At 60.7% G+C, this 20,967-nt stretch carries 21 protein-coding genes; 12 read left to right on the top strand and 9 right to left on the bottom strand.

Annotated features, from left to right (window positions below):
• Positions 1–29 precede the first annotated feature (29 nt).
• Both ASG47_RS12105 and ASG47_RS12100 read right to left on the bottom strand, forming a co-directional pair.
• On the bottom strand, positions 30–428 hold the full coding sequence (locus ASG47_RS12105) for a hypothetical protein (RefSeq protein ID WP_244487089.1): 399 nt from the start codon (positions 426–428) through the stop codon (positions 30–32).
• A 73-nt stretch (positions 429–501) separates the two neighbouring features.
• Positions 502–1,695 (bottom strand): ROK family transcriptional regulator, encoded by a 1,194-nt coding sequence (locus tag ASG47_RS12100; RefSeq protein ID WP_061909775.1) that lies wholly within the window; start codon positions 1,693–1,695, stop codon positions 502–504.
• Between the two features lie 188 nt (positions 1,696–1,883).
• Here ASG47_RS12100 and ASG47_RS12095 point away from each other — a divergent pair, with 188 nt between their 5' ends.
• The 3 genes from ASG47_RS12095 (at position 1,884) to ASG47_RS12085 (ending at position 4,812) form a co-directional block, all read left to right on the top strand.
• A complete protein-coding gene (locus ASG47_RS12095) occupies positions 1,884–2,900 on the top strand; it encodes a sugar ABC transporter substrate-binding protein (RefSeq protein WP_413813461.1) in 1,017 nt (338 codons plus the stop codon).
• Between the two features lie 74 nt (positions 2,901–2,974).
• Complete coding sequence (locus ASG47_RS12090) at positions 2,975–4,033, top strand: ABC transporter permease (protein WP_061909337.1); 1,059 nt, start codon at positions 2,975–2,977, stop codon at positions 4,031–4,033.
• A complete protein-coding gene (locus ASG47_RS12085) occupies positions 4,033–4,812 on the top strand; it encodes an ATP-binding cassette domain-containing protein (RefSeq protein ID WP_061909335.1) in 780 nt (259 codons plus the stop codon). Before ASG47_RS12090 ends, ASG47_RS12085 begins: the two co-directional genes overlap by 1 nt.
• A 92-nt stretch (positions 4,813–4,904) precedes the next feature.
• On the opposite strand, the gene fdhD is transcribed toward ASG47_RS12085, so the two are convergent.
• Both fdhD and ASG47_RS12075 read right to left on the bottom strand, forming a co-directional pair.
• Entirely contained in the window at positions 4,905–5,678 is a 774-nt protein-coding gene (fdhD, locus tag ASG47_RS12080) for a formate dehydrogenase accessory sulfurtransferase FdhD (RefSeq protein WP_061909333.1), read from the bottom strand.
• Entirely contained in the window at positions 5,675–7,963 is a 2,289-nt protein-coding gene (locus tag ASG47_RS12075) for an FdhF/YdeP family oxidoreductase (RefSeq protein ID WP_061909331.1), read from the bottom strand. The genes fdhD and ASG47_RS12075 overlap by 4 nt, the downstream gene beginning before the upstream one ends.
• Before the next feature lie 328 nt (positions 7,964–8,291).
• On the opposite strand from ASG47_RS12075, the gene ASG47_RS12070 reads away from it, so the two are divergent.
• A complete protein-coding gene (locus ASG47_RS12070) occupies positions 8,292–8,990 on the top strand; it encodes a DedA family protein (protein ID WP_061909329.1) in 699 nt (232 codons plus the stop codon).
• A 3-nt stretch (positions 8,991–8,993) separates the two neighbouring features.
• On the opposite strand, the gene ASG47_RS12065 is transcribed toward ASG47_RS12070, so the two are convergent.
• Positions 8,994–9,791, bottom strand: a complete 798-nt coding sequence (locus ASG47_RS12065) for a phosphodiester glycosidase family protein (RefSeq protein ID WP_061909328.1) — start codon at positions 9,789–9,791, stop codon at positions 8,994–8,996.
• 102 nt (positions 9,792–9,893) lie between these two features.
• On the opposite strand from ASG47_RS12065, the gene ASG47_RS12060 reads away from it, so the two are divergent.
• Positions 9,894–10,679 carry a nitrilase-related carbon-nitrogen hydrolase gene (locus ASG47_RS12060; protein WP_061909327.1) on the top strand — a complete coding sequence of 262 codons (786 nt, stop codon included), beginning with the start codon at positions 9,894–9,896 and terminating at the stop codon, positions 10,677–10,679.
• Positions 10,676–11,896 (top strand): bifunctional phosphopantothenoylcysteine decarboxylase/phosphopantothenate--cysteine ligase CoaBC, encoded by a 1,221-nt coding sequence (gene coaBC, locus ASG47_RS12055; RefSeq protein ID WP_061909326.1) that lies wholly within the window; start codon positions 10,676–10,678, stop codon positions 11,894–11,896. The genes ASG47_RS12060 and coaBC overlap by 4 nt, the downstream gene beginning before the upstream one ends.
• Before the next feature lie 19 nt (positions 11,897–11,915).
• Here the strand turns inward: coaBC and ASG47_RS12050 are convergent, their stop codons facing one another.
• On the bottom strand, positions 11,916–13,019 hold the full coding sequence (locus ASG47_RS12050) for an aldo/keto reductase (protein WP_061909325.1): 1,104 nt from the start codon (positions 13,017–13,019) through the stop codon (positions 11,916–11,918).
• Between the two features lie 98 nt (positions 13,020–13,117).
• Here ASG47_RS12050 and ASG47_RS12045 point away from each other — a divergent pair, with 98 nt between their 5' ends.
• Positions 13,118–14,008, top strand: a complete 891-nt coding sequence (locus tag ASG47_RS12045) for a LysR family transcriptional regulator (protein WP_061909324.1) — start codon at positions 13,118–13,120, stop codon at positions 14,006–14,008.
• On the opposite strand, the gene ASG47_RS12040 is transcribed toward ASG47_RS12045, so the two are convergent.
• Positions 14,009–15,529, bottom strand: coding sequence for an MFS transporter (locus ASG47_RS12040; RefSeq protein ID WP_061909322.1), 1,521 nt, complete (start codon positions 15,527–15,529; stop codon positions 14,009–14,011). It lies immediately after the preceding gene.
• A gap of 82 nt (positions 15,530–15,611) precedes the next feature.
• On the opposite strand from ASG47_RS12040, the gene ASG47_RS12035 reads away from it, so the two are divergent.
• Entirely contained in the window at positions 15,612–16,148 is a 537-nt protein-coding gene (locus ASG47_RS12035) for a TetR/AcrR family transcriptional regulator (protein ID WP_061909320.1), read from the top strand.
• Between the two features lie 3 nt (positions 16,149–16,151).
• Here the strand turns inward: ASG47_RS12035 and ASG47_RS12030 are convergent, their stop codons facing one another.
• Complete coding sequence (locus ASG47_RS12030; protein ID WP_156464082.1) at positions 16,152–16,406, bottom strand: hypothetical protein; 255 nt, start codon at positions 16,404–16,406, stop codon at positions 16,152–16,154.
• A 78-nt stretch (positions 16,407–16,484) separates the two neighbouring features.
• Positions 16,485–18,395 carry a methyl-accepting chemotaxis protein gene (locus tag ASG47_RS12025; protein ID WP_061909317.1) on the bottom strand — a complete coding sequence of 637 codons (1,911 nt, stop codon included), beginning with the start codon at positions 18,393–18,395 and terminating at the stop codon, positions 16,485–16,487.
• A 266-nt stretch (positions 18,396–18,661) separates the two neighbouring features.
• Here ASG47_RS12025 and ASG47_RS12020 point away from each other — a divergent pair, with 266 nt between their 5' ends.
• From ASG47_RS12020 to ASG47_RS12005, 4 genes are read left to right on the top strand one after another with little or no spacing between them, the layout of a single operon-like run.
• The gene (locus ASG47_RS12020; RefSeq protein ID WP_061909315.1) at positions 18,662–19,252 is read left to right on the top strand and encodes a hypothetical protein; all 591 of its coding nucleotides are present in this window, start codon (positions 18,662–18,664) and stop codon (positions 19,250–19,252) included.
• Positions 19,253–19,254: 2 nt separating this feature from the next.
• The gene (locus tag ASG47_RS12015) at positions 19,255–19,671 is read left to right on the top strand and encodes a phage holin family protein (protein ID WP_061909313.1); all 417 of its coding nucleotides are present in this window, start codon (positions 19,255–19,257) and stop codon (positions 19,669–19,671) included.
• Positions 19,671–20,714: a DUF3618 domain-containing protein gene (locus ASG47_RS12010; RefSeq protein ID WP_061909311.1), complete on the top strand. Its 1,044-nt coding sequence runs from the start codon at positions 19,671–19,673 to the stop codon at positions 20,712–20,714. The genes ASG47_RS12015 and ASG47_RS12010 overlap by 1 nt, the downstream gene beginning before the upstream one ends.
• Entirely contained in the window at positions 20,698–20,940 is a 243-nt protein-coding gene (locus ASG47_RS12005; protein WP_156464081.1) for a hypothetical protein, read from the top strand. Before ASG47_RS12010 ends, ASG47_RS12005 begins: the two co-directional genes overlap by 17 nt.
• Positions 20,941–20,967: the final 27 nt, after the last annotated feature.

The following is a 20,967-nucleotide window of genomic DNA, read 5'->3' as shown; positions in this document are numbered from 1 at the left end:
GGGTGATATGGATCAGGCAATCGGATTCTTTAGCTATTTGGCAGCATGACATGCACAAAGCTGAAGGGCAGGCGGGTGGATTGGGTCGAAGGACCTGTCCATTCCCAAGGATCGTAAAAGACCTGATTGTCGGCGTCGTAGAGCATGAAATGATCGTCGGCGACGTGGACGATGGCGAGGCCTTCAACGTCGTCCCAGGTATTGACGGCGTGTGGAACGTCATGCGGCAAACCGAGATCGGCGAGCACCTTGTTCATTTCGGCCCAGGTCATGTGAAGAGAGCCTCTATCGCGCCAATCCACCATGGCGACCAGATCATCGAAAGGCTTACCCGTCAGCATCTGGAGCACATAGAGGCCACAGCCGCCGTCACTGGGACGCTGGGTGATAAAGGGCAAGCGGATGCGGTCTGCAGGGGGAAGGGACAAGTCGCGGCTCGGGCTGATTTTCTTGGGCCCAGAGTGCGATAGGTTTAAGGCGGGAGCAAGGACGACGCACCCTCTATTGCACGCGGATACTGCCGTTCATGAAGTAGCGATCAAAGAGTGGCGTGGTGGCAGCGCCGATGGCGCGAGCATTGAAGCCGACGGTGCCTGCCTCAATGCGAGGGGTGATGAGGCCGCGCATATCCTGATTGAGAAGGTAGCGGCGGGTGCGCTCGACCAGTTCATGTTTGACCGGATCGGGGAAGGCGCCGTCGATCAGGATGGCTTCAAAGTCGATGACGGCGCAGACCGAAAGGCTGGCGCGGGCGAGTTCCTGGGCGGTGCGGCCGATCCAGGGCTCGACGAAGCGGGAAAAGCCGCTCCAATCTTGCGGGAGGGTCCAGAGGCCGGCGGCATCATGGCCATTTTCGATGAGGCGCGTTTCGAGGAGGTGGATCGAAGCAACGTCGATCAATTGCTGGCTTTCGCCTTGCGGACCAAAGCTGCGCAGCGAGCCGAGGGCGCCGGCATTGCCGTGGTGGCCCTGATAGACGGTGTTGTTGAGGACGATGCCGCCACCGATGAAGGCGCCGACGAAGAAATAGGCGTAGTCGCGAAATTCCTTGCCGCGGCCATAGACGTGTTCTGCCTGGCAACCGGCAGTGGCGTCGTTGACGAGGCTAACCGGCAGGTCGGTGACTTCCGCCAATTCGGCGGCGAAATCGACATCTTTCCAGAGGGCGAATTCTTCGGCCGGAGCGCCGACCAGCTCGTTCCACTTCCAAAACTCAAACGGCACACCGATGCCAATGCCGCAGATGCGTTTGCGCTCATTGGCCGAACAGGAGGCGAGGATTTCGGCAAGGCCAGTGCGGAGAAAGGCGAAGATGCGCTCGGGGAGGGGGTAGGGATAAGTAATCTGCAGCTGCTTGCGCACGGTGCCGCGGAAGTCGGCGAGGAGCAAAACGGCGCTGCGGCGGCCGACCTTGCAACCCAATGAGAGCACGCCGCCTTCGGCGAGCGACATGGGCACGGACGGCTTGCCGACCTTGCCCTTGACCGGCGCGCCGCGGGCCAGCAACCCCTCGGATTCCATTTCGCGCAGAATGATGGAAACCGTTTGGGGCGAAAGGTTTGCAAGGCGTGCGAGATCGCTGCCGGCAAGCGCACCGTGGCGTTGCAATAGGGTCAGCAGCAGCCGTTCGTTATGGTCCCGAACACCGCTTTGATTGACCCCGCTACTTACGCTTCTGATGTTTGCCGTCGTCATGGCCGGCACCATAGTTGGAGGTTTTGCCCAGCGGAAGATAGCATCACTCGAATAAATAAATAAATGAGATTTATATATTGACGCGCCGATTTGGACGCGCCACGATGGAGGGGTCAAAACGCATGAAACCAGCCTTCAGCCAGTGGAGGAGCCGCTTGGGCAAGGCTGGTTACCAGGGAGAGAGACAAGTGAAGAAGCTGCTTATTGGCACGGCGCTGAGCCTTGCCGTGATGTCTTCGGCTGCCATGGCACAGGACGCGGTGAGCGCGTGCCTGATCACCAAGACTGACACCAATCCGTTCTTCGTCAAGATGAAGGAAGGCGCCGAAGCCAAGGCCCAGGAACTGGGCGTGACGCTGAAAGCCTTTGCCGGCAAGGTCGACGGCGACCACGAAACCCAGGTTGCCGCCATCGAAACCTGCATCGCCGATGGCGCCAAGGGTATTCTCATTGCCGCCTCGGACACCTCGGCCATCGTGCAGTCCGTGCAGAAAGCCCGCGATGCGGGGCTTTTGGTGATCGCACTCGATACCCCGCTCAATCCGATCGACTCGGCCGACGCGACCTTTGCGACAGACAATTTCCTCGCCGGTGAACTGATCGGGAAATGGGCGGCAGGCAAGCTTGGCGCGGAAACCGCCAATGCCAAGATCGCCATGCTCGACCTCGCCGTGAGCCAGCCCAGCGTCGACGTGCTCCGCGACCAGGGGTTCCTGACCGGCTTCGGCATCGATGTCGGAGACGCGAACAAGTGGGGCGACGAAAGCGATCCGAGCATCGTCGGCCATGACGTGACTTCGGGCAATGAGGAAGGCGGCCGCAAGGCAATGGAGAATCTCCTCGCCAAGGATCCGATGATCAATGTCGTCTATACGATCAACGAGCCTTCTGCCGCTGGCGCCTATGAAGCGTTGAAGTCGATCGGGCGCGAAAAGGACGTGACCATCGTTTCAGTCGATGGCGGCTGCCCAGGCGTCGCCAACGTCAAGGATGGCGTCATCGGCGCGACTTCGCAGCAATATCCGCTGCAGATGGCAGCGCTCGGCGTCGAGGCGATCAAGGCCTGGGCGGATAGCGGCACCAAGCCGACCCCGACCGAAGGCAAGGACTTCTTCGATACCGGCGTCAAGCTCGTGACCGACCAGCCGGTGGCCGGTGTCGACAGCATCGACACGACGGAAGGCGCCAAGCTCTGCTGGGGCTGATCGTTCAATGACAGAATAGAAGGCCGGGGCGGCGCAAGGCTGCCCCGACTTTATTGGACAGGGAGGAGGACCCAATGACCAATCATACTGAGGCCGATGCCGGCCTCGCGCGCCGCACCGAGACGGTGGCAAGCTTTGACCAGCCGGTGACGCTACTCTCGCGGCTGCAGCATGCTCTGCACAGCAATCCGGCGCTCGTGCCGCTTATCGTGCTCGTTCTCTCGATCATCGTCTTCGGCGCGCTTCTGGGCGGCAAATTCTTCTCGTCCTTTGCTCTGACGCTGATCCTGCAGCAGGTGGCAATTGTCGGCATTGTTGGGGCGGCGCAGTCGCTGGTGATCCTGACGGCGGGCATCGATCTGTCGGTCGGCGCTATCATGGTTTTGAGCTCCGTCGTGATGGGGCAGTTCACCTTCCGGCTCGGCATGCCGCCTGTGGTGGCGATTGGCTGCGGATTGGTGCTTGGCACCTTTATCGGCTTCATCAATGGTTGGCTGATCGCGCGGGTCAAGCTGCCGCCGTTTATAGTGACGCTCGGCGTTTGGCAGATCGCGCTTGCCACGAACTTTTTGTATTCCGGCAATGAGACGATCCGGGCGCAGGAAATCGAAACCCAGGCGCCGATCCTGCAATTTTTCGGGCAGTCGTTCTCCGTGGCAGGGGCGGTGTTCACTTATGGCGTCATCGCCTTCATCGCCATCGTGCTGGTGCTTGCCTATGTGCTGAGGCACACGGCTTGGGGGCGGCATGTCTATGCGGTGGGTGACGATGCCGAGGCGGCCAAGCTTGCCGGCGTCAATACGCGAGCCGTTTTGATTTCGGTCTATATGTTGTCGGGGCTGATCTGCGCCTTTGCAGGCTGGGTTCTTATTGGGCGCATTGGTTCGGTGTCGCCCACGTCGGGACAGACCGCCAATATCGAGTCCATTACGGCCGTGGTGATCGGGGGTATTTCGCTCTTTGGTGGGCGGGGGTCGATCCTTGGCATGCTGTTCGGCGCGCTGATCGTGGGCGTGTTTTCACTCGGGCTGCGGCTGCTCGGGGCCGATGCGCAGTGGACCTATCTCCTCATCGGCGTTCTCATCATTGCCGCCGTGGCGGTGGATCAGTGGATCAGAAAGGTGTCTGCGTGATGGAACCGGTTCTTTATGCGCGCGGCCTGAACAAGCGCTATGGCAAGGTGACGGCGCTCGACAATTGCGATTTCGATCTGATGCCGGGGGAAATCCTGGCGGTGATCGGGGACAATGGCGCGGGCAAGTCGTCGCTGATCAAGGCGCTGTCTGGCGCTATTCAGGCCGATAGCGGCGACATTTTCCTTGAGGGCAAGAAGGTCGCTTTTCCCTCGCCGATCGCGGCGCGGCATGCGGGGGTGGAGACGGTTTACCAGACACTTGCCATGTCGCCAGCGCTCTCGATTGCCGACAATATGTTCATGGGGCGCGAGCTGCGGAAGCCCGGCTTCATGGGCAGCGTCTTGCGACAGCTTGATCGGCCGGAAATGGAGCGGATCGCGCGGCAGAAGCTGTCTGACCTTGGCCTGATGACGATCCAGAATATCAACCAGGCGGTGGAGACGCTCTCGGGTGGTCAGCGGCAGGGTGTGGCGGTAGCGCGGGCGGCGGCCTTTGGGTCCAAGGTGATTATCCTGGATGAGCCGACAGCGGCCTTGGGGGTGAAGGAATCTCGGCGCGTGCTGGACCTGATCCAGGATGTGCGGGCGCGGGGCATTCCGATTATTTTGATCTCGCACAACATGCCGCATGTGTTCGAGGTGGCCGATCGTATCCACGTCCATCGGCTGGGGCGCCGGCTGTGCCTGATCGATCCCAAGGATTACACCATGTCCGATGCGGTAGCCTTCATGACCGGCGCAAAGGCAGCGCCGGGGGCGGAGATGGTGCGGCACTAAAAGTTTGACCGTTGCGGTTGGGCTCTTTCTTTGTCCTCCTTGGGGAGAGCCCGGCAAAGGGTGGTACGGTTCAGCCGTGCCACCCTTTGCTTTTAAGTACCGTAGATTTCAAAACCATCCTCTCGGGCGACGCCGATCAAGGTGATGCCGGCTTTCTGCGCGGCGTCTACGGCGAGGCGGGTGGGGGCCGAGATAGCGATCAGTGTCGGTGCGCCGATGCGGGCTGTCTTCTGGATCAGTTCGATCGAGACGCGGCTCGTCAGCAGAACGGCGCATTCCGACGTCGGCAGATTCATCTGGGCGGCGCGGCCGGCGAGTTTGTCGAGCGCATTATGGCGCCCGACGTCTTCGCAGATGGCGAGGAGGCCACAATCGCGGTGCCAGAGGGCGGCGGCGTGGACGGCGTGGGTTGCGGCGTTGAGGCTCTGGGCCGGGCGGAGGCTGGCCGCGGCGGCAGTGATCTCTTCGGTCGAGAAATCGATGCGCGCCGTGACCGGGGCGATGTCGCGCATGGCCGCTTCAAGGCTTTCGATGCCGCAGAGGCCGCAGCCGGTGGGGCCGGCTTGCTGGCGGCGGCGCTTGGCGAGGGCGTTGGCTTTGTCAGCGCCGATCCAGAGACGTACTTCGATGCCGAGATCGTGGTCGAGCACTTCGATGCGCTCGATTTCAGTGGCGGTTTCGATAATGCCTTCGGTGAGCGCAAAGCCAATACCGAAGGCTTCAAGATCGGCGGGTGTCGCCATCATGACGGCGAGCGTGCTGCCATTGACGACGATGGCGATGGCAACTTCCTCAGCAAGATTGCGCTCGGTGCGGCCGCGGCCCCAACTTTGGGGGGCATAGGCGGAGTGGGTGACAAAGCTCATGGCACCAGCCTGACCGGCACGGATTTAGCGGCAGGCACCTTGCTCTCCTCGGCGTGCTGATAGACAGGGATCAGCACATTGCATTCGGGATAATAGCCGCCGACGCTGCCGGGCGGGATATTGTAGGCGGTGGCGCGGAGGCCGCCGAGGCTGCGCTCGATGCCATCATCCGCCACAGTCTTGAGGCCGACCATCTGGCCTTCGCTGATCCCAAAACGCTCCATGTCCGCCTTGTTGATCAGCAGCACCTCGCGCGTGCCGTGGATGCCGCGGAAGCGATCATCATAGCCATAGACGGTGGTGTTGAACTGGTCGTTGCTGCGAAGAGTGATGAGCCGCAGGATGTCCTTGTCCAAGCCATCGTCGAAACTGGCGTGAAGGGCTTTTGGCACGGCGAAATTTGCCTTGCCGCTTTCCGTCTTCCACTCGCGGTGGCTAGCGGCGATGGGGCGGCGGAAGCCTTGTGGCTCCATGATGCGGCGATTGAAATCCTTGAACTGATCGGGATAGGTCGCTTCGATGGCATCGCGCACCGTGCTGTAATCGCCGACCCAGGTGTCCCATGGAACATTTGGATTATAGGGCAGCGTGGCCTTGGCGATCTCCGCAACGATCTTGGCTTCGGAGAGCAGGTCGCGGCTGGCGGGCTCGGACAGGGCCTTTGAGCGGTGAATGACGGACGTCGAGTCTTCCACAGTGACCATCTGCTCGCCGGTGGCCTGCCGATCCTTCTCAATGCGGCCAAGGCAGGGGAGCAAGAAACCTGTCTTGCCATTGAAGAGGTGGCCGCGATTGAGCTTGGTCGCGACCTGCACCGTCAGGCGCATCTTGGTCCAGGCCTTTTCCATCTGTCCATGATCGGGCACGGCGCGAAGGAAATTGCCGCCGAGACCGATGAAGGCGTCGACAGTGCCGTCGATTATCCCCTCGCAGGTATCTATCGTGGAGAGGCCCTTTTCGCGCAGGGCGGTGAAGCCATATTGCTCTTCAAGGCGATCGATGGGGACGAGCTCGGGCTTTTCGGAAATGCCGACGGTGCGCTGGCCCTGAACGTTGGAATGGCCGCGAACTGGGCAGAGGCCGGCGCCTGGCCTGCCGATATTGCCACGCAGCAGCGCCAGATTGACTAGCATCTGCACCGATTGGACGCCGAGCTTATGCTGGGTGATGCCCATGCCATAGACGAGCATAGTCGCAGGTGCTTCTGCATAGATGCGGGCTGCCGTCTCGATCTGCCTTTGGGTCAGGCCGGATTCGCGCTCGATATCCGACCATGAGAGGCTCATGACCCATTCGGAGAATGCGCGGAAGCCGGAGGTGTGTTCGGCGATGAAAGCGTGGTCGAGCATAGCCGGCTTGCCGGCGGACGTTGCCGCAGCATCCCTCTCGATCAGCCAGCGGCTCATGCCAGCGACGACGGCGATGTCGCCTCCAGGGCGCACCTGAAAATATTCGCGGGCGATCTGGGTTTCGCTCAGCGTTGCCATTTGCACCGGATTTTGCGGATCGGTAAAGCGTTCGAGGCCGCGCTCGCGGAGGGGATTGAAGGCGACAATAGTGGCGCCGCGATCGACGGCCGATTTCAATTGATGCAGCATTCGCGGGCTGTTGGAGCCGACATTCTGGCCGAAGAAGAACAGCGCATCAGCCTTGTCGAAATCGTCGATAACGACGGTGCCGACGGGTACGCCGATGCTGGCCTTGAGGCCGACCGAGGTTGACTCGTGGCACATGTTTGAGCTGTCGGGCAGGTTGTTGTTGCCATAGAGTCTGGCAAGCAGAGCATACATGTAACTGGTTTCTAGCGAGGCCCGGCCCGAGGCGTAGAAGACGGTGCGCTTGGGATCGACCTCGGCAATCGCCGAGAGTTCGCGACCAATAGTGGCGAAGGCTTCGGTCCAATCGACAGCGACGAACTTGTCCGTTTTGGCGTCATAGCGCAGCGGTGTCGTTAGGCGCCCCACTTCTTCAAGCGCATAGTCGGACCAGGTCTTCAATTCGCTGACCGTGTGTTCGGCGAAGAATTTTGGCGTGACACGCTTCTTGGTCAGCTCCCAGGCGGTGGCCTTGGCGCCATTTTCGCAGAATTCGGCGGGATGCGTGGGGTGCGGCTTGGCCCAAGCGCAACTGACGCAGGCAAAGCCATCAGGCTTGTTTTGCTTGAGGAGAATGCCGGGCCCATCGAGCAGCAGGCTTTCGCTCGCGAGATATTTGGCCACAGACTTGGCCGAGCCCCAGCCGCCAGCCGGACCTTTATACGGCGCGATATGAGTTTTGCTGGACATTGTTCGCGCTCCCCGGCACTGGCGGAGATGCCCGCCATGGAATTGAGTTGAAAGGGGAATGGGAGCGCTGGGGGATTGTTCCCGTGATCGCGAGGACCTGATGCACGCGGGAAACAGTCGCCCGTTTGTCATCGCCGGGATTTACTTGTCCGCTGGCTATTTGAGCTATGGTCAGAGTAGTCTTGAGTTATGGTCTGCAGCCAAGATGGTTGCAGAGTGAATGGGGTGATCGAGTGAGGCGTCCAGCCGCTAGCGAATTCCAAGGCCGGCTAAAAACTGGCGCGACCTGCCTTCCCCGTTCTCTCACTCTTACGGCCACAAACACCTTATGATCGAATTTCTCCATTCCACCTCGGTGTGGCTCGAGTCGCTGCTTAATTCAGTCTCGGACAATTTCTGGCTCTCGATCGCGTTCATTTTCTTCGTGGCTATCGGCGAGGCGGTGTTCATCCTCGGGCTGTTCGTACCCTCGACGCCGGTTCTGCTGCTGGTCGGCGGGATTATTGCGACGGGCAAATTGCCATTCTGGGAGATCTATTTTGCCGCTGTGCTGGGCGCCGTGATCGGGGACGCGATCTCCTATACGGTCGGCTTTGCGCTCAAAGACCGGATCAAGACCATCTGGCCGTTCCGGAACTATCTTGACCTGCTCGAACGCGGCGAGGCCTTCTTTGCCAAGCATGGCGGCAAGTCGGTGTTCATCGGGCGGTTCATTCCCGGGGTGAAAGCCGTGGTGCCGGGGATCGCCGGGATGATGGGCATGCCCTATCGCTGGTTTTCCATTATCAATATCACCTCGGCCTTTGCCTGGGCGGCGGCGCATATCCTGCCGGGCATGCTGCTGACGGCGTGGCTCAAGTCGATCGGGCTATCGCTGGAACTCGTGATCATCGTCGGCGCCATCGTGCTGACGGCACTGTTCCTGTTGATCCACTATTTCAAGACCATCGTCCTGTTCTTCGCCCCCGTTATGGGCGGGTTCGGCCGCTCGCTACAGGCGCGCTGGGGGCAGCGCCCCAGCCATTAAGGCTTAGGGCTTCGGCACCGAATAGCTGAACATCGGGCCGAAGCCGCCGTGCCAAGAAATGTCGTTACGGTTCATCTCGGGCAGGTAAATGCCCGTGCCGCGACCGCCATCGAGATAAAGCACGTCTGGGCAAGCGAGATGCTCGCGAAAGAGCTGGGCAAGATCGTAGAAGTTGACGCGGGTGTCGCTGATGGCGAGGCGCACCATGCCGTTGTCGCAGACGCCAACGGCGCTGCGGCGGTTACGATCTGTTGAGCCGGGAATGAGGATGGGGTTTAGTTCGCCATCCATGACCAGCAGTGGGCCGGACTGGGTGGCGATGCGGGTTTGGGGCGCGGCGCTCGAAAATGCGTCAGTCGTGACGACGGCGGCTTGGCCTTCGGGACCGACATAAAAGACGCCGTTGGGCGATTTGTAGAAATTGGGCACAGGCCCGCTTTCGCTGCCGACGCTCTTGGTGTTGAGCCTTGTCTTTTCCTTCCCGCTTTCGGCGTAAAGGCCCATGGGGCGATAGTCGGTGTCATACATGCCCGCATTGAGGGCGAAGACGAGTTCGCGGCCTTCGGCGTCTTCGGCATCGGCGAGGGCGGAGAAAGTGCGGTAGGGTCGACCGTCGGCGCCCGTCCAATGAAGGCCGAGGTCGGCGGGATGAGCGAAATCGCAAACGACATAGCCGGCGTCGTTATAGTCCACCTCCTTGCAGACGTCGTCCGCTTGGGCGGCGGTTGGCATAGCGATGACGGCCAGCGCGACGGCGGAAAAGGTCAAAGCCGCTCGGCCGGGAGAAAGAAAATCAGTCATTGCTGTAGTCTCGCCCGATCGGGTGGATGGAGCAACCCTTCCTTGCCTTCGAGCGTCGCCCTGCGTTAGGCAGGCGCATCACCTTTGGGCGAGGAACGATTTATGCGTGTGGTTCTGACCCAGCCGAGCGTCCGGGCACGGGATGCTTCCGACTTCGACTATGTAGCGACGCTGCTGCGCAAGCGCCGGTTTCGTGGGCAGTCGGACGATGTGATCGTGTTGCCCGAGCTGATCGGGGAAAATAGCGCGACGGCAGACTATCTGGCGCGGTGCGCGGCGATGGCGCAGGAGTTCGGCTGCCATGTGATAGGGGGTAGTCACTTTACCGAAGCTGGCGGGCGGATGATCAACCAGGGTGCGGTGGTCGATGCACGGGGTGAGGTCGTGACGCTGTATCAAAAAGCCAATCCCTATGGGCTCGAGCGAGAATTCTCGACGGGCAGCGATAGGGCGGGGGCGAGCTTTAAGATCGGCGAGGTCGAATGCTTCGTCTTGGTCTGTGCCGATTTCTGGCATGTCGACGCCTATCGCGGGCTGCCAGCGCAGCCGGAGATCATCTTCGTGCCTGCCTTTTCAGTGAGCCGGAAAAGCACGCCGGACCTGGCCCGGGCGCGTTGGCGGCATGCGATGATCGCGCGGGCTTTCGAGCAGGCGGCCTATATCGCGGTGAGCGACTGGGCCTATCCGGTGGGTAAGGAAATCCGACCGAGCAGCGGCGTGGCGGGTCTGGCGCATCCCGATCCGGCGCGGACTGAAGATTTGCTACGCTCGCTAGGCAAAAGCGAGGTTCAGGTGTTCGAGATCGATCCCGAAGCGGGGCGGTTGTTGCGGGAAGATCAGAAATCGCGCGGCTTTGAAATTGCCCGCATGCGGCAGGAGCAGCCATGAGCATCACCGGAAAACGGATCCTCCTCGTCGTCGCTGGCGGTATCGCGGCTTATAAAGCGCCTGACCTCGTGCGGCGATTGCGGGAGCGTGGGGCGAAGGTGCAGTGCGTGATGACGCCGACGGCGCATCAGTTCATCACCCCGACGACGCTGGCAGCGGTGAGCGGGCTGCCGGTTCATACCGACCTCTTCGATGCCGAAGTGGGTGTCGATGTCGGCCACATTCGGCTCGCGCGGGACGCTGACCTGATCGTCGTCGCCCCGGCCACGGCTGATATTCTGGCGCGTGTCGCGCATGGCCTAGCGAACGATCTCGCAACCACCGTGCTGTCGGCACGAAGTAGTCCGGTGCTGTTGGCGCCGGCAATGAACCCGAAAATGTGGGACAATCCCGCGACACAGCGCAATGTCGCCCAATTGCGGGATGACGGATTTTCGTTCGTGGGGCCCGAGCGCGGCGAAATGGCCGAGAGCGGTGAGGCGGGGCTTGGCCGGATGGCGGAGCCGCTGGCGATCGTCGCGGCCGCCGAGGCTCTGCTCGCGCCGCAAAGCCGCGTGCTTGAGGGGCTGAGTTTTCTTGTCACCTCCGGGCCGACGGAAGAGCCGATTGATCCGGTGCGGTTCATTTCCAATCGCAGTTCGGGCAAGCAAGGACATGCGATTGCCGCGGCGCTGCTGCGTGCGGGCGCTCGCGTTCGCCTTGTCAGCGGGCCGGTGAACATTCCGGCGCCCAAGGGGGCTGAGGTGGTTTCAGTGGGATCGGCGGCGGAAATGCTGGCGGCTGTTGAAGACGGATTGCCGGTCGATGGCGCGATCTTTGCGGCGGCAGTAGCGGATTGGCGGTCGGCCGAAGTCGCGTCCCAAAAGATGAAGAAGCAGGGCGGGGCGGACGAAGAGTTGGTGCTGCGGCTCGTGCGCAATCCCGATATTTTGGCGACCGTCGGGCATCATGCGCAGCGGCCGACGCTTGTGGTCGGCTTTGCGGCGGAGACCAATGATCTCATCGCCAATGCAGAAGCGAAATTGCGCTCCAAGGGGGCGGATTGGATCTTGGCCAACGATGTCTCGGCTGGCGTCTTTGGGGCGGATAGCAATCATATCCACCGGGTTGGTCGAGATGGGGTGTTGGACTGGGGAAGCGGCAGCAAGACACAACTGGCTGAGCGACTGGTGCGCGAGATTGCCGTATTATTCGGGAGGGAAACGGCGACGGAATAACCACCGCCGTTTGTATTGGCTAGGCGCGACGCGGCGCCCAAGGCGAAACCGATTGGCCGCCGAAGAAGGCCTGGCGCGGAAGCTGGAAGATGAAATAGGGGCTGGGGAGCGCTATCGCTGTCGCCGCTTCAAGCCGGTTGAGCTGGTCTTCGGATAGGGCCAATTCAAGCGAAGCTATGTTCTGGACGAGTTGGTCCGGGCGGCTAGCGCCGATCAGCACCGAGGCGACGCCGGGACGGGCGGCGACCCAGGAAAGCGCGACCTGCGCCATGGTTTTTCCTGTTTCCTCGGAAATGGTGCGGACGGCGTCGACGATATCGAAATTGCGCGCGGTAAAGAGCATGCCGCCAAAGGGATTGTCGCCGTTAAGGCGGCCTTCTGTAGCGTTCGCGTCAACACTACCATCCGGCATTGCTGGCGGAAGATTGGCTTTGGCGATCTTGTCGCGTCCATATTTGCCGGTGAGAAGGCCAGCGCCGAGCGGGCTCCAGGGCACCAGGCCAAGACCGAACTCATTGGCTGCAGACAAGATGTCGAGTTCGACGCCGCGATCGATCAGCGAATAAGAGTATTGCAGGCCAATGGGCTTGGGCAGGCCATGCGCTTCGGCGAGCGTTGCGATCTTCGCGACATACCAGGATGGCGTATTGGAAAAACCGTAGTGCAGGATTTTTCCCGCGCGGATGGCGTCGGCGATGGCGGCGAGCACTTCCTCGGCGGGCGTCGTGCGATCCCAGACATGCATCCAGTAGAGGTCGACATAATCGGTGCCGAGATGTTTGAGCGAGCCTTCGAGCGCGGTGCGAATATTCTTGCGACCATTGCCGCCGGCGAGCGGTGTACCCTGCTCGCGGGAGAAACCGAATTTGGTGGCGAGAACGATGCGATCTCGCAGATTGCGCTCGCGGATGAAACCGCCGAGCATGGTTTCGCTCTGGCCACCGGAATAGATATCGGCCGTATCGACGAAATTTCCGCCCGCCTCGACATAGGCGTCGAAGATGGCGCGCGAAGTGGCTTCGTCGGCGCCCCAGTGATCGGTGCCGAAAGTCATGGTGCCGAGGGCAAGAGGACTGACGATCAGTCCAGATTTTCCAAGCGTGCGATAATTGGTCATGCTCATTTTGCGGTCCTTCCACTGCTGGTGCAGCAGAGATAGTCCGGAGAGGCGACACGCATTAGAGCTTGCCCATGGCACGAGCTTGTGAGCAGATTTCAATAATGGACCGCAATCAGCTCAATGATCTGTCGACCTTTGCCGTTATTGCGCGGGAGGGCAGTTTTACCCGCGCGGCATCCATCCTCGGTATGTCGACCTCGGCCCTGAGCCACGCCATGCGCGGGCTCGAAACGCGGCTTGGCGTCAGGCTGTTGTCGCGTACGACGAGGAGCGTGGCGCCAACCGAGGCGGGAGCGCATTTGCTGGCGACGCTCGGGCCAGCGCTGCGGAGCATCGAGGAAGGCTTGCAGGGGCTCGATGATTGGCGCGGCAGTCCGACCGGCACCGTGCGGATCACGACCTTTGCCTGGGTGGCAGAAAAAATCCTCGAGCCGAAACTGCCGGCCTTTCTGCTCGCCAATCCCGGCATTCGCGTGGAAGTCGAAATCGAGGACGCGCTGGTCGATATCGTGGCTGCAGGCTTTGATGCGGGCATTCGCTTCGGCGAAACGCTCGACAAGGACATGGTGGCGGTGCGGGTGGGGCCGGACCTCAGAACCATCGTTGTCGCCACGCCCGATTATTTCGCGCGCATCCCGCCGCCAGTCTCGCCCTATGATCTCGATCGACACGAGTGCATTGGCTACCGGCTGACGACTTCGGGTGGACTTCTGCCTTGGGAGTTCCGGGTAGATGGCAAAGATATCAAGGTCCGCACAACCGGCCCTCTGGTGGTCAATGATGGCGCCTTGGCTGCTTCCGCGATCCGGGCAGGGGTGGGCTTGGGTTACATCATGGAAGAAGAGGTGATCGAGGACCTGGCCGCAGGGCGGCTTGTGCAGGTCCTCGACGAATATTGCCCGAGTTTTCCGGGCTGCTATCTCTATCGTCCGAGCCGGCGACAGTCGCCGCCGGCTCTCCGGGCGCTGATCGAGGCGCTGCGCGTGCGCTGATCAGTGGGCAGCCGCCGTCGTCCCGCGATATTTAGCGAGCATGAAAAAGACCAGTACGGAGAGGCAGAAAATCAGCCCAGCAGCTGTCGAGAGTAGCACCGAGTGGGTAGCCGTAAAGGCCGCCTTGCCGGCGTCGATCAGGGCGGTGGCTTGATCGGCGGGCAGGCTCTGGGCGACGAGATAGGTATCGCCGATGGAGCGGCTGGCATTGTCAGCGAGCGTTGCAGGGAGATCGGCGGGCAGGGTCATCGAGCGGGCATAAACGCTCGACATGAAGACGCCAAAGAGGGTGATGCCGAGACCGGTGCCGAGCTCGTAACCGGTGGCTTCAAGCGAGCCCGCCGCGCCGCCCTTGCTAGCCTCGACAGAACCCATAATGGCGATTGAGGATGCTGTGAGCCCGATGCTGAGCGTCAAACCCAGTAATGCCAGAAGTGCAGGCACCGTAAAGCCGGGATCGTGGAAGTCGCTTGCGCCGAGCATGGCCAGCGCCCCGGCCGAGAGCAGCAGCGACGAACTGGCGACAAGGCGAAGGCCAAACTGGTTGGACAAGAAACCTGCTATCGGGCCGCCGACGGCCGAGGCGGCCATGATCGGGATCATGAACAAGCCAGCCTGGAGCGGGGTCTTGTCGAGCACATATTGCAGTTCCTGCGCGAGGGTCAGCTCGACGCCGGCGAGCGAACTGGTGGCGACGATGGCCATGATCATGCCGGCAACGATAGCGGGGTGGGAAAACAACGAGAGGTCGAGCATCGGCTCTTTGGAGCGCAATTGCTGACGGGCAAAGGCGCCGAGAAGCCCTAGGCCGACGGCGACGATCCCCAACGCGAGGACAAGCGGGAGTTTTGCACCAAAACCGGCCTTGATGCCGTATATGACCGAAATCATCCCGGCGATGAGGAGGAGCGCCTGACCAATGGCCCATTTGCCCGACGTCGTCTTCTCGACGCGCGGCAGGAGGAAAAAGCAGGCCGAAATCACCACGACCATGACGGGCACGTTGATGAGGAACACCGAGCCCCACCAAAAATGTTCGAGGAGGCCTCCGCCGACGAGTGGACCGATGGCGGCACCGGCAGAACCGACCGTGCCCCAAAGTCCCAGGGCGATGGCGCGTTCTTTTGGATCTTCAAAGGTCCGGCGAATGATGCCGAGAACGCAGGGCATGATCATGGAGCCGCCAAGCGCCAGCAGCACGCGGGCGCCGATCAGCATGGCAGCGTTCTGGGCAAAGGCTGCCGCGACCGAAGCAAAGCCGAACGCCACGAGGCCCGTGAGAAGAATCTTCCGGTTGCCGATGCGGTCTGCCAAGGTGCCCATAGGCACCAGGAGGCCAGCCATCAGCAGCGGATAAATGTCGATGATCCACAACACCTCGGTGCTTGAGGCGCGCAGCGCCTGGGTTAGGGTTGGCACCGCGACGTGGAGGATGGTCATATCGAGCACGACCGGCAGGAAAGCCAGCATGACGGCGACGAGAACAAGCCAACGCTTCGGGTCGGGACGGGTCGTAGACATAAAGCACCTAACACTATTGAGCGTCCGTATATAAATACATACGTATGGATTGCAATTCACGAGTTTGCAGGAGGCGCTTAGCATGGGCAGGAAGCCGACGATCACGCGGGAGAAACTGCTTGAACTGGCCGAGGAAATCGTGCGCACCGATGGGGTTAAGGCGCTGACGGTGGATGCATTAGCCCAAGCCGCCAAAATCTCGAAGGGTGGGGTGCAATATTCGTTTGCGTCCAAGGATGAGCTAATCAAGGCGCTGGTTGACCGCTGGACGGGTCAATTTGATGCCGAACTCGCCGACAATGATGATCAAACGATGAGCGGAATTATCCGTCGCTATATCGCGGTGACCCGAACATCGCAGGGCGCGATGAATGCCAAGCTCGCCGGCCTGATGATTGCCTATATCCAGGACCCGGAGAACCTCAAGGAAACGAGGGCCTGGTATCAGTCCATGTTCGATAAGTTCGCGGGTAAGGATCCAGACGCGCAGGCTGTGCGTGTCGCGTTCCTGGCGGTCGAGGGCCTGTTCCAGCTTCGCATCGCGGGGATCGACGAAGAGGGCGCCTGGCTCGGCTTTCTCGACGACGTTGAAGCCGTGCTGAGCCGGCTGCTCGACTAGGGGCTACCAAGAGCCGCGGATGCGGTCGATGATCTGAGCGAGCATCAACTGTCCGGCCGAGGTGAAATGGAAGCGGTCGCCATCCAGCTTGCCCAGATCTTTTTCCGAAAGCTCAGAAATGGCTTGGGGGTCTGCGCGATGGCCGGCCCCGTCACCAGCAATAACACTGGTTACTGCATCACCGGATTCGAGCTGATGGTAGGCGGCGAATGCAAAGACGGCGAGTGCCTTGTCGCTCAGGTCATTTGGGGTGGTCATGCTGGTCTCTGCTTCTGAGTTTGGCCAGAGCAGAAACGACATCGTGGATGACTTGTTCCTCCGACAAGAGCGGCAGCCTCAAGCCGCGCGACGCGAGGCGCGGAGACCGGTAGTGTCGATGGTAAAGACCTCGACGATCTGATCGAGGACAATGGCCTGGGATTCAATCTGCTCGATAGCAGCGTTGGTTTCCTCGACGAGGGCCGCATTCTGCTGGGTCATTTCATCCATCTGGCGCACGGCCGTCGAGATTTCGGCAATCGCGGTAGACTGCTCCTGGCTCGAGGCTGCAATCGCTTCCACGAGCTGAGCAGCATCGCGGACGCCTGATACCATGGTGCTAAGGCGGGTCGTAGCTTCGGCGACGAGTTTGGAGCCGCCATCAACCTGGCTTGCAGATTCTTCGATAAGCGCCTTCACCTCGCTCGACGCCTGCGCTGCGGACTGGGCAAGACGGCGAACTTCGACAGCGACTACGGCAAAGCCCTTGCCTGCCTCGCCAGCGCGCGCCGCTTCCACAGAGGCATTTAGGGCCAACAAATTGGTCTGGAAGGCAATGTCATCGATCATGCCGATGATGTTCGATATTTTCCGCGAGCTGGCAGAGATGTCTTCCATCGCCTCGTTGGCGCGAGCCATGACAGCGCCAGTCTGATCTGCGGCTTCTGCAAGTTGCACAGACTGGCGGCTGGCGGTCTTGGCGCGGCTCGCGTTCTCGGTGACTGTTTGTGAAAGCTGTTCCATCGCCGCCGAAGTTTCCTCGATGGCGGCGGCCTGGCGGGTCGTGCTGCTCGAGAGGTCATTGGCGCCGGTCAGGATTTCGCCGGTGGCATTCTTGACGCCGAGCGAGGTGTGGCGGAGGCGACCAACGATTTCGGTCAGGCGATCGGAGACGGTGTTGACGTTGTGCTTGAGTCGTTCAAAGGCGCCGGCATAGTTGCCCGCGACCCGCTTGGTGAGATCGGTGTTGGACAGAGCCGTCAGCACATCGCCGGTTTCCCCGAGGCCGCGATCGACAGTGTCGACGAGCTGGTTGACGCTGCCGGCGAGCGTGTTGAGCTCGGTATCTGGAAAATTGGCATCGACGCGGCGGGAGAAGTCGCCATTGACGGCGGCGGAGACCACCTCGCCGAAGGCAGCCTGGAGGTTGGCCATCATCTTGCGGCGATCCGCGGCCGTAGCAGCGGCTTGGGCCACTTCGGCCTCGGTCATGTTTGCGATCTTCAGCCCGTTCTGGCGGAAGATCTCTGCGGCCGTCGCGATGCGGCCGATTTCGTCGCGGTCACCCGCCGAGGGAATCTTGGTATCGAGCTTGCCTTCGGCGACGGCGAGGAGAGCCCCTTCCATCTTGGTGAGGCGGCCAGACACGGTGCGGAAGATAACGAAGCTCGCATAACAGACGGCCGCTAGCGCAATAGCGCCCATGCCGTAAAGGATCAAAAGCAGCTTCGAGAACCCGGCCTGACTTTGCGCGTACACATCAAGCGCGACATGGCCCTGAAGATTGACGAGATCAGTCAACGCTGCGCTTAGCGGGTCGATCGCCGGGTAAAGTTCAGTATTGATGAACTGAACGAGGCCCTCGCTATCTTGAGCCTTGAATAGCGCCAGTGCTTTTTTCGTTGCAGCTTCGGCAGTGGTCCGAGCGGCGTCGGCCTTTTTTACCAATGCTTGTTCTTCAGGCGTCAGATAGGTGCTGACATAAGCCTGCCACTGCTTCGTATCGGTCGCTATCGCGGCTTCAACGGACTGCGCACCCTCTTCCCAAGAGAAGGCGCCGGAGCGAACTTTGTGGGATGCATCGACAACGAAAACGGCATAGGCATCTGCGACTTCCTTGATCTGTTGCAGCGGGATCAGCCGATCCTCAATGACGGTCTTGAGGTCGCCATTAAGACTGAGCGCCGAAGAGAAATTCTCGAAAACCAGCGCTGCGACGACCAGACTCAGTGCGGCCAGCGTCAGAACCAGCTTGGTTTTGATCGTCATTGCTTTTTTCGCCTGCATGCAAACGGCAAGGTCCGCCCAACCTCAAGGATGCTTCGCGTTGCTGGCATCTTCCCAATGTGCCGTTAGCCACAAGCATACGTATTTATACGGATATAGAACTTAATATTGGACGAACGCGGGAAATGCGGTTGGTTCCAATCTGTCGATCGATTGCCTTGAGGCAATAAGCGGAACTGGCTCCACCACTCTCCATTTTCCGGAAAGCGTCCGCCACGGGTTGCGGCCGATACTTCCAGGAGTTTCAGATGAGCATCGAGGATCCGAATGCGAACGGCGCTGCCGGCGCATCGCCGGAACTGAAAAATCAGGTTGCTGACGATCTGAACCAGGCCGTTTCGAGGGCCGGTGATGATCTGGAGGCGGTAACTCAACGAGCGGCTCACGATGCCAAAAACCTTGGGCATATGGCTGAAGAGAAAGTTTCAGAGGTCGCAGGCAAGGCAAAATCCTTTGCCACAGACCAAAAGGATCTGGCAGCGGACCAGATCAACGGCATAGCGGCGGCGATTTCGAAAGTTGCCGGTGAACTCGAAAATTCGGACCAGCAGACGGTTGCCCGCTATGCGCGCGACCTTGCCAATGGGCTAACCCGCGTTGGGGATCGGGTACAGACGTCCGATGTCGATGAGCTGATGGGTTCGGCGCAGGATTTTGGCCGGACGCAGCCCGTGGCTTTCCTCGGTGCCGCGGCTCTGGCCGGGTTCGTGGCCAGCCGGTTTGCGATGGCTTCGGCGCAGCGACGCGAAGCGGGCCGCCAGACGCAACCGAAGAGAGAACCAGCGTCGCCGACGACTTCCTATAATGCGCAGACGACGCGCGATCAGGGAGGCTTCTGATCATGTCACAGGCTCAAGAAGGTCGGCCGCTTGCCGAATTGCTCGGCGGGCTGGTTGGGGATCTCTCCAATCTCTTCCGCAAGGAAGTGCAGCTTGCCAAGACCGAGGCTTCTGAAAAGGCATCTCAGGTCATGGGTGCTGCGGGATCCATTGCCGTTGGTGGCGTCTTGCTGCTTGGCGCGCTCGGCGTTTTGCTGGCTGGTCTCGTCTCGCTCCTTGCAGCGTGGATGGTCAATGCGGGTATGGGCCCGACGCTTTCCAACGCAGTCGCCGCCGGCATCGTGACGGTGGTAGTCGGACTGATTGGCTGGATGACGCTCTCGAAGGGGCTAAGTGCCATCAAGGCAAGCAATCTTAATATGAACCGGACGGCCGCCTCGCTCGGCCGCGACGCTGACGTGGTCAAGGAGAGACTCTAATGTCGAGTGACACGGAACAGAAAAGCTCCGCCGAACTGCAGCGCGAAATCGAAATGCAACGCAGTCGGGTGGAAAACACGATCGACGAAATTTCCGCCAAGCTTTCGCCGGGCCAACTCGTCGATGAACTCCTCGCCTATACCAAGGGAAGCGGCGGCGAATTCGTTTCGACCCTGCAACGCCAGGTAACGGCCAATCCCCTTCCTGTTGCCTTGCTCGGCGTCAGCCTCGCCTGGTTGATGGCAAAGCCCGCGAGCGCGGATAAGTCTCGCGCTCGAAGCGATCGTGCTTGGGATGATAGCATCAATCGCAATCGCGGTTATGCGGCGTCATCCGATGTCGACGAAGACGACTATCCGGTGACGATCATTTCCGGCAGCAGCCTCCGTCGTCAGAGCCTTGCATCGGACGCGCAGGGAAGACGCATTAGCCGGTTCTCAGATGATGCAGGCAAAACATATTCGGCAGAGTCAGACGAACAAGGCAATCGCGCCAGTCATTTCGTGGACGAAGCTGGCAATCGCTTCAAGGGCTTTACCGACGCGACTGGCGCGCGCATCGAGCATTTCCGAGATGAAGCTGGAGATGTGCTGGAGGAAGCCAGTGGCTGGGCGTCCCATACCTGGCAGAGGGCGCGTGAACGCATGCATGATCTGCGTGATGCTGCAGGTTCCGGTATGAATTCGGGGCGCTCCCATGCTGGCGAGATGGCAGGCTCTGCCCTTCATGGTGTTGAGGGATTGCAGCAGACCGTCTTGCATCAGTTCCGCGATCAGCCACTTGTTGGCGGTGCACTCGCTTTCGCACTTGGTGCAGCTCTCGGCTCGGCCCTTCCGCATACCCGCGAAGAAGACAAGCTGATGGGCGAAGCGGCAGATGCGCTGAAAGCCAAGGCAGGCGCGGCCGTGCAGGAGGGCTATGAGGAAGGCCGCGAGAAGGCCACCGAGGTCTATGAAACTGCCACGGAAAAAGCTGCTGAAGTCTATGGCCAAGTCAAAGACGGGCTTAGAGACAAAGGAGCCAATGATGGCAGAATACAATAGCGACGCACGGCATCAGCCGAAGGGCGATCATAATCGGCGGATTGCGCTGGGAATGGATATCGAGGTCTTCGCGGCTGAAGCTGGGCTGACCCGTGACCAGGTGCATGACTATGAGGCCACCAGCATAGACCACGCCTTTGATGAAGACGTGGCGGCCCGCTATCAGACCGCACTCGAGAGGCTGGAAGCCAACCCGCCAGTGTCACAGACTGTTCGGAACCAGTGAATGCAGAGTCAGATGGAGGTGTTGGAT

The organism is Devosia sp. Leaf420, assembly GCF_001425445.1.
In the GTDB taxonomy this organism is placed as follows: Bacteria; Pseudomonadota; Alphaproteobacteria; order Rhizobiales; family Devosiaceae; genus Devosia.
Note: the sequence above shows the minus strand (reverse complement) of the source record. Positions and strands in the feature narration are given on the sequence as shown.

Bases quoted from the DNA above. Each gene is read 5' to 3' on its own strand.
- ASG47_RS12030 (WP_156464082.1), bottom strand. From the start codon at position 16,406: ATGACCACCCCAAATGACCTGAGCGACAAGGCACTCGCCGTCTTTGCA.
- ASG47_RS12075 (WP_061909331.1), bottom strand. From the start codon at position 7,963: ATGTCCAGCAAAACTCATATCGCGCCGTATAAAGGTCCGGCTGGCGGC.
- ASG47_RS12045 (WP_061909324.1), top strand. From the start codon at position 13,118: ATGGACCGCAATCAGCTCAATGATCTGTCGACCTTTGCCGTTATTGCG.
- ASG47_RS12060 (WP_061909327.1), top strand. From the start codon at position 9,894: ATGCGTGTGGTTCTGACCCAGCCGAGCGTCCGGGCACGGGATGCTTCC.
- ASG47_RS12100 (WP_061909775.1), bottom strand. From the start codon at position 1,695: ATGACGACGGCAAACATCAGAAGCGTAAGTAGCGGGGTCAATCAAAGC.
- ASG47_RS12040 (WP_061909322.1), bottom strand. From the start codon at position 15,529: ATGTCTACGACCCGTCCCGACCCGAAGCGTTGGCTTGTTCTCGTCGCC.
- fdhD (WP_061909333.1), bottom strand. From the start codon at position 5,678: ATGAGCTTTGTCACCCACTCCGCCTATGCCCCCCAAAGTTGGGGCCGC.
- ASG47_RS12020 (WP_061909315.1), top strand. From the start codon at position 18,662: ATGAGCATCGAGGATCCGAATGCGAACGGCGCTGCCGGCGCATCGCCG.
- ASG47_RS12035 (WP_061909320.1), top strand. From the start codon at position 15,612: ATGGGCAGGAAGCCGACGATCACGCGGGAGAAACTGCTTGAACTGGCC.
- ASG47_RS12090 (WP_061909337.1), top strand. From the start codon at position 2,975: ATGACCAATCATACTGAGGCCGATGCCGGCCTCGCGCGCCGCACCGAG.
- ASG47_RS12065 (WP_061909328.1), bottom strand. From the start codon at position 9,791: ATGACTGATTTTCTTTCTCCCGGCCGAGCGGCTTTGACCTTTTCCGCC.
- ASG47_RS12070 (WP_061909329.1), top strand. From the start codon at position 8,292: ATGATCGAATTTCTCCATTCCACCTCGGTGTGGCTCGAGTCGCTGCTT.
- ASG47_RS12025 (WP_061909317.1), bottom strand. From the start codon at position 18,395: ATGACGATCAAAACCAAGCTGGTTCTGACGCTGGCCGCACTGAGTCTG.
- ASG47_RS12050 (WP_061909325.1), bottom strand. From the start codon at position 13,019: ATGAGCATGACCAATTATCGCACGCTTGGAAAATCTGGACTGATCGTC.
- ASG47_RS12005 (WP_156464081.1), top strand. From the start codon at position 20,698: ATGGCAGAATACAATAGCGACGCACGGCATCAGCCGAAGGGCGATCAT.
- ASG47_RS12015 (WP_061909313.1), top strand. From the start codon at position 19,255: ATGTCACAGGCTCAAGAAGGTCGGCCGCTTGCCGAATTGCTCGGCGGG.
- ASG47_RS12010 (WP_061909311.1), top strand. From the start codon at position 19,671: ATGTCGAGTGACACGGAACAGAAAAGCTCCGCCGAACTGCAGCGCGAA.
- ASG47_RS12085 (WP_061909335.1), top strand. From the start codon at position 4,033: ATGGAACCGGTTCTTTATGCGCGCGGCCTGAACAAGCGCTATGGCAAG.
- coaBC (WP_061909326.1), top strand. From the start codon at position 10,676: ATGAGCATCACCGGAAAACGGATCCTCCTCGTCGTCGCTGGCGGTATC.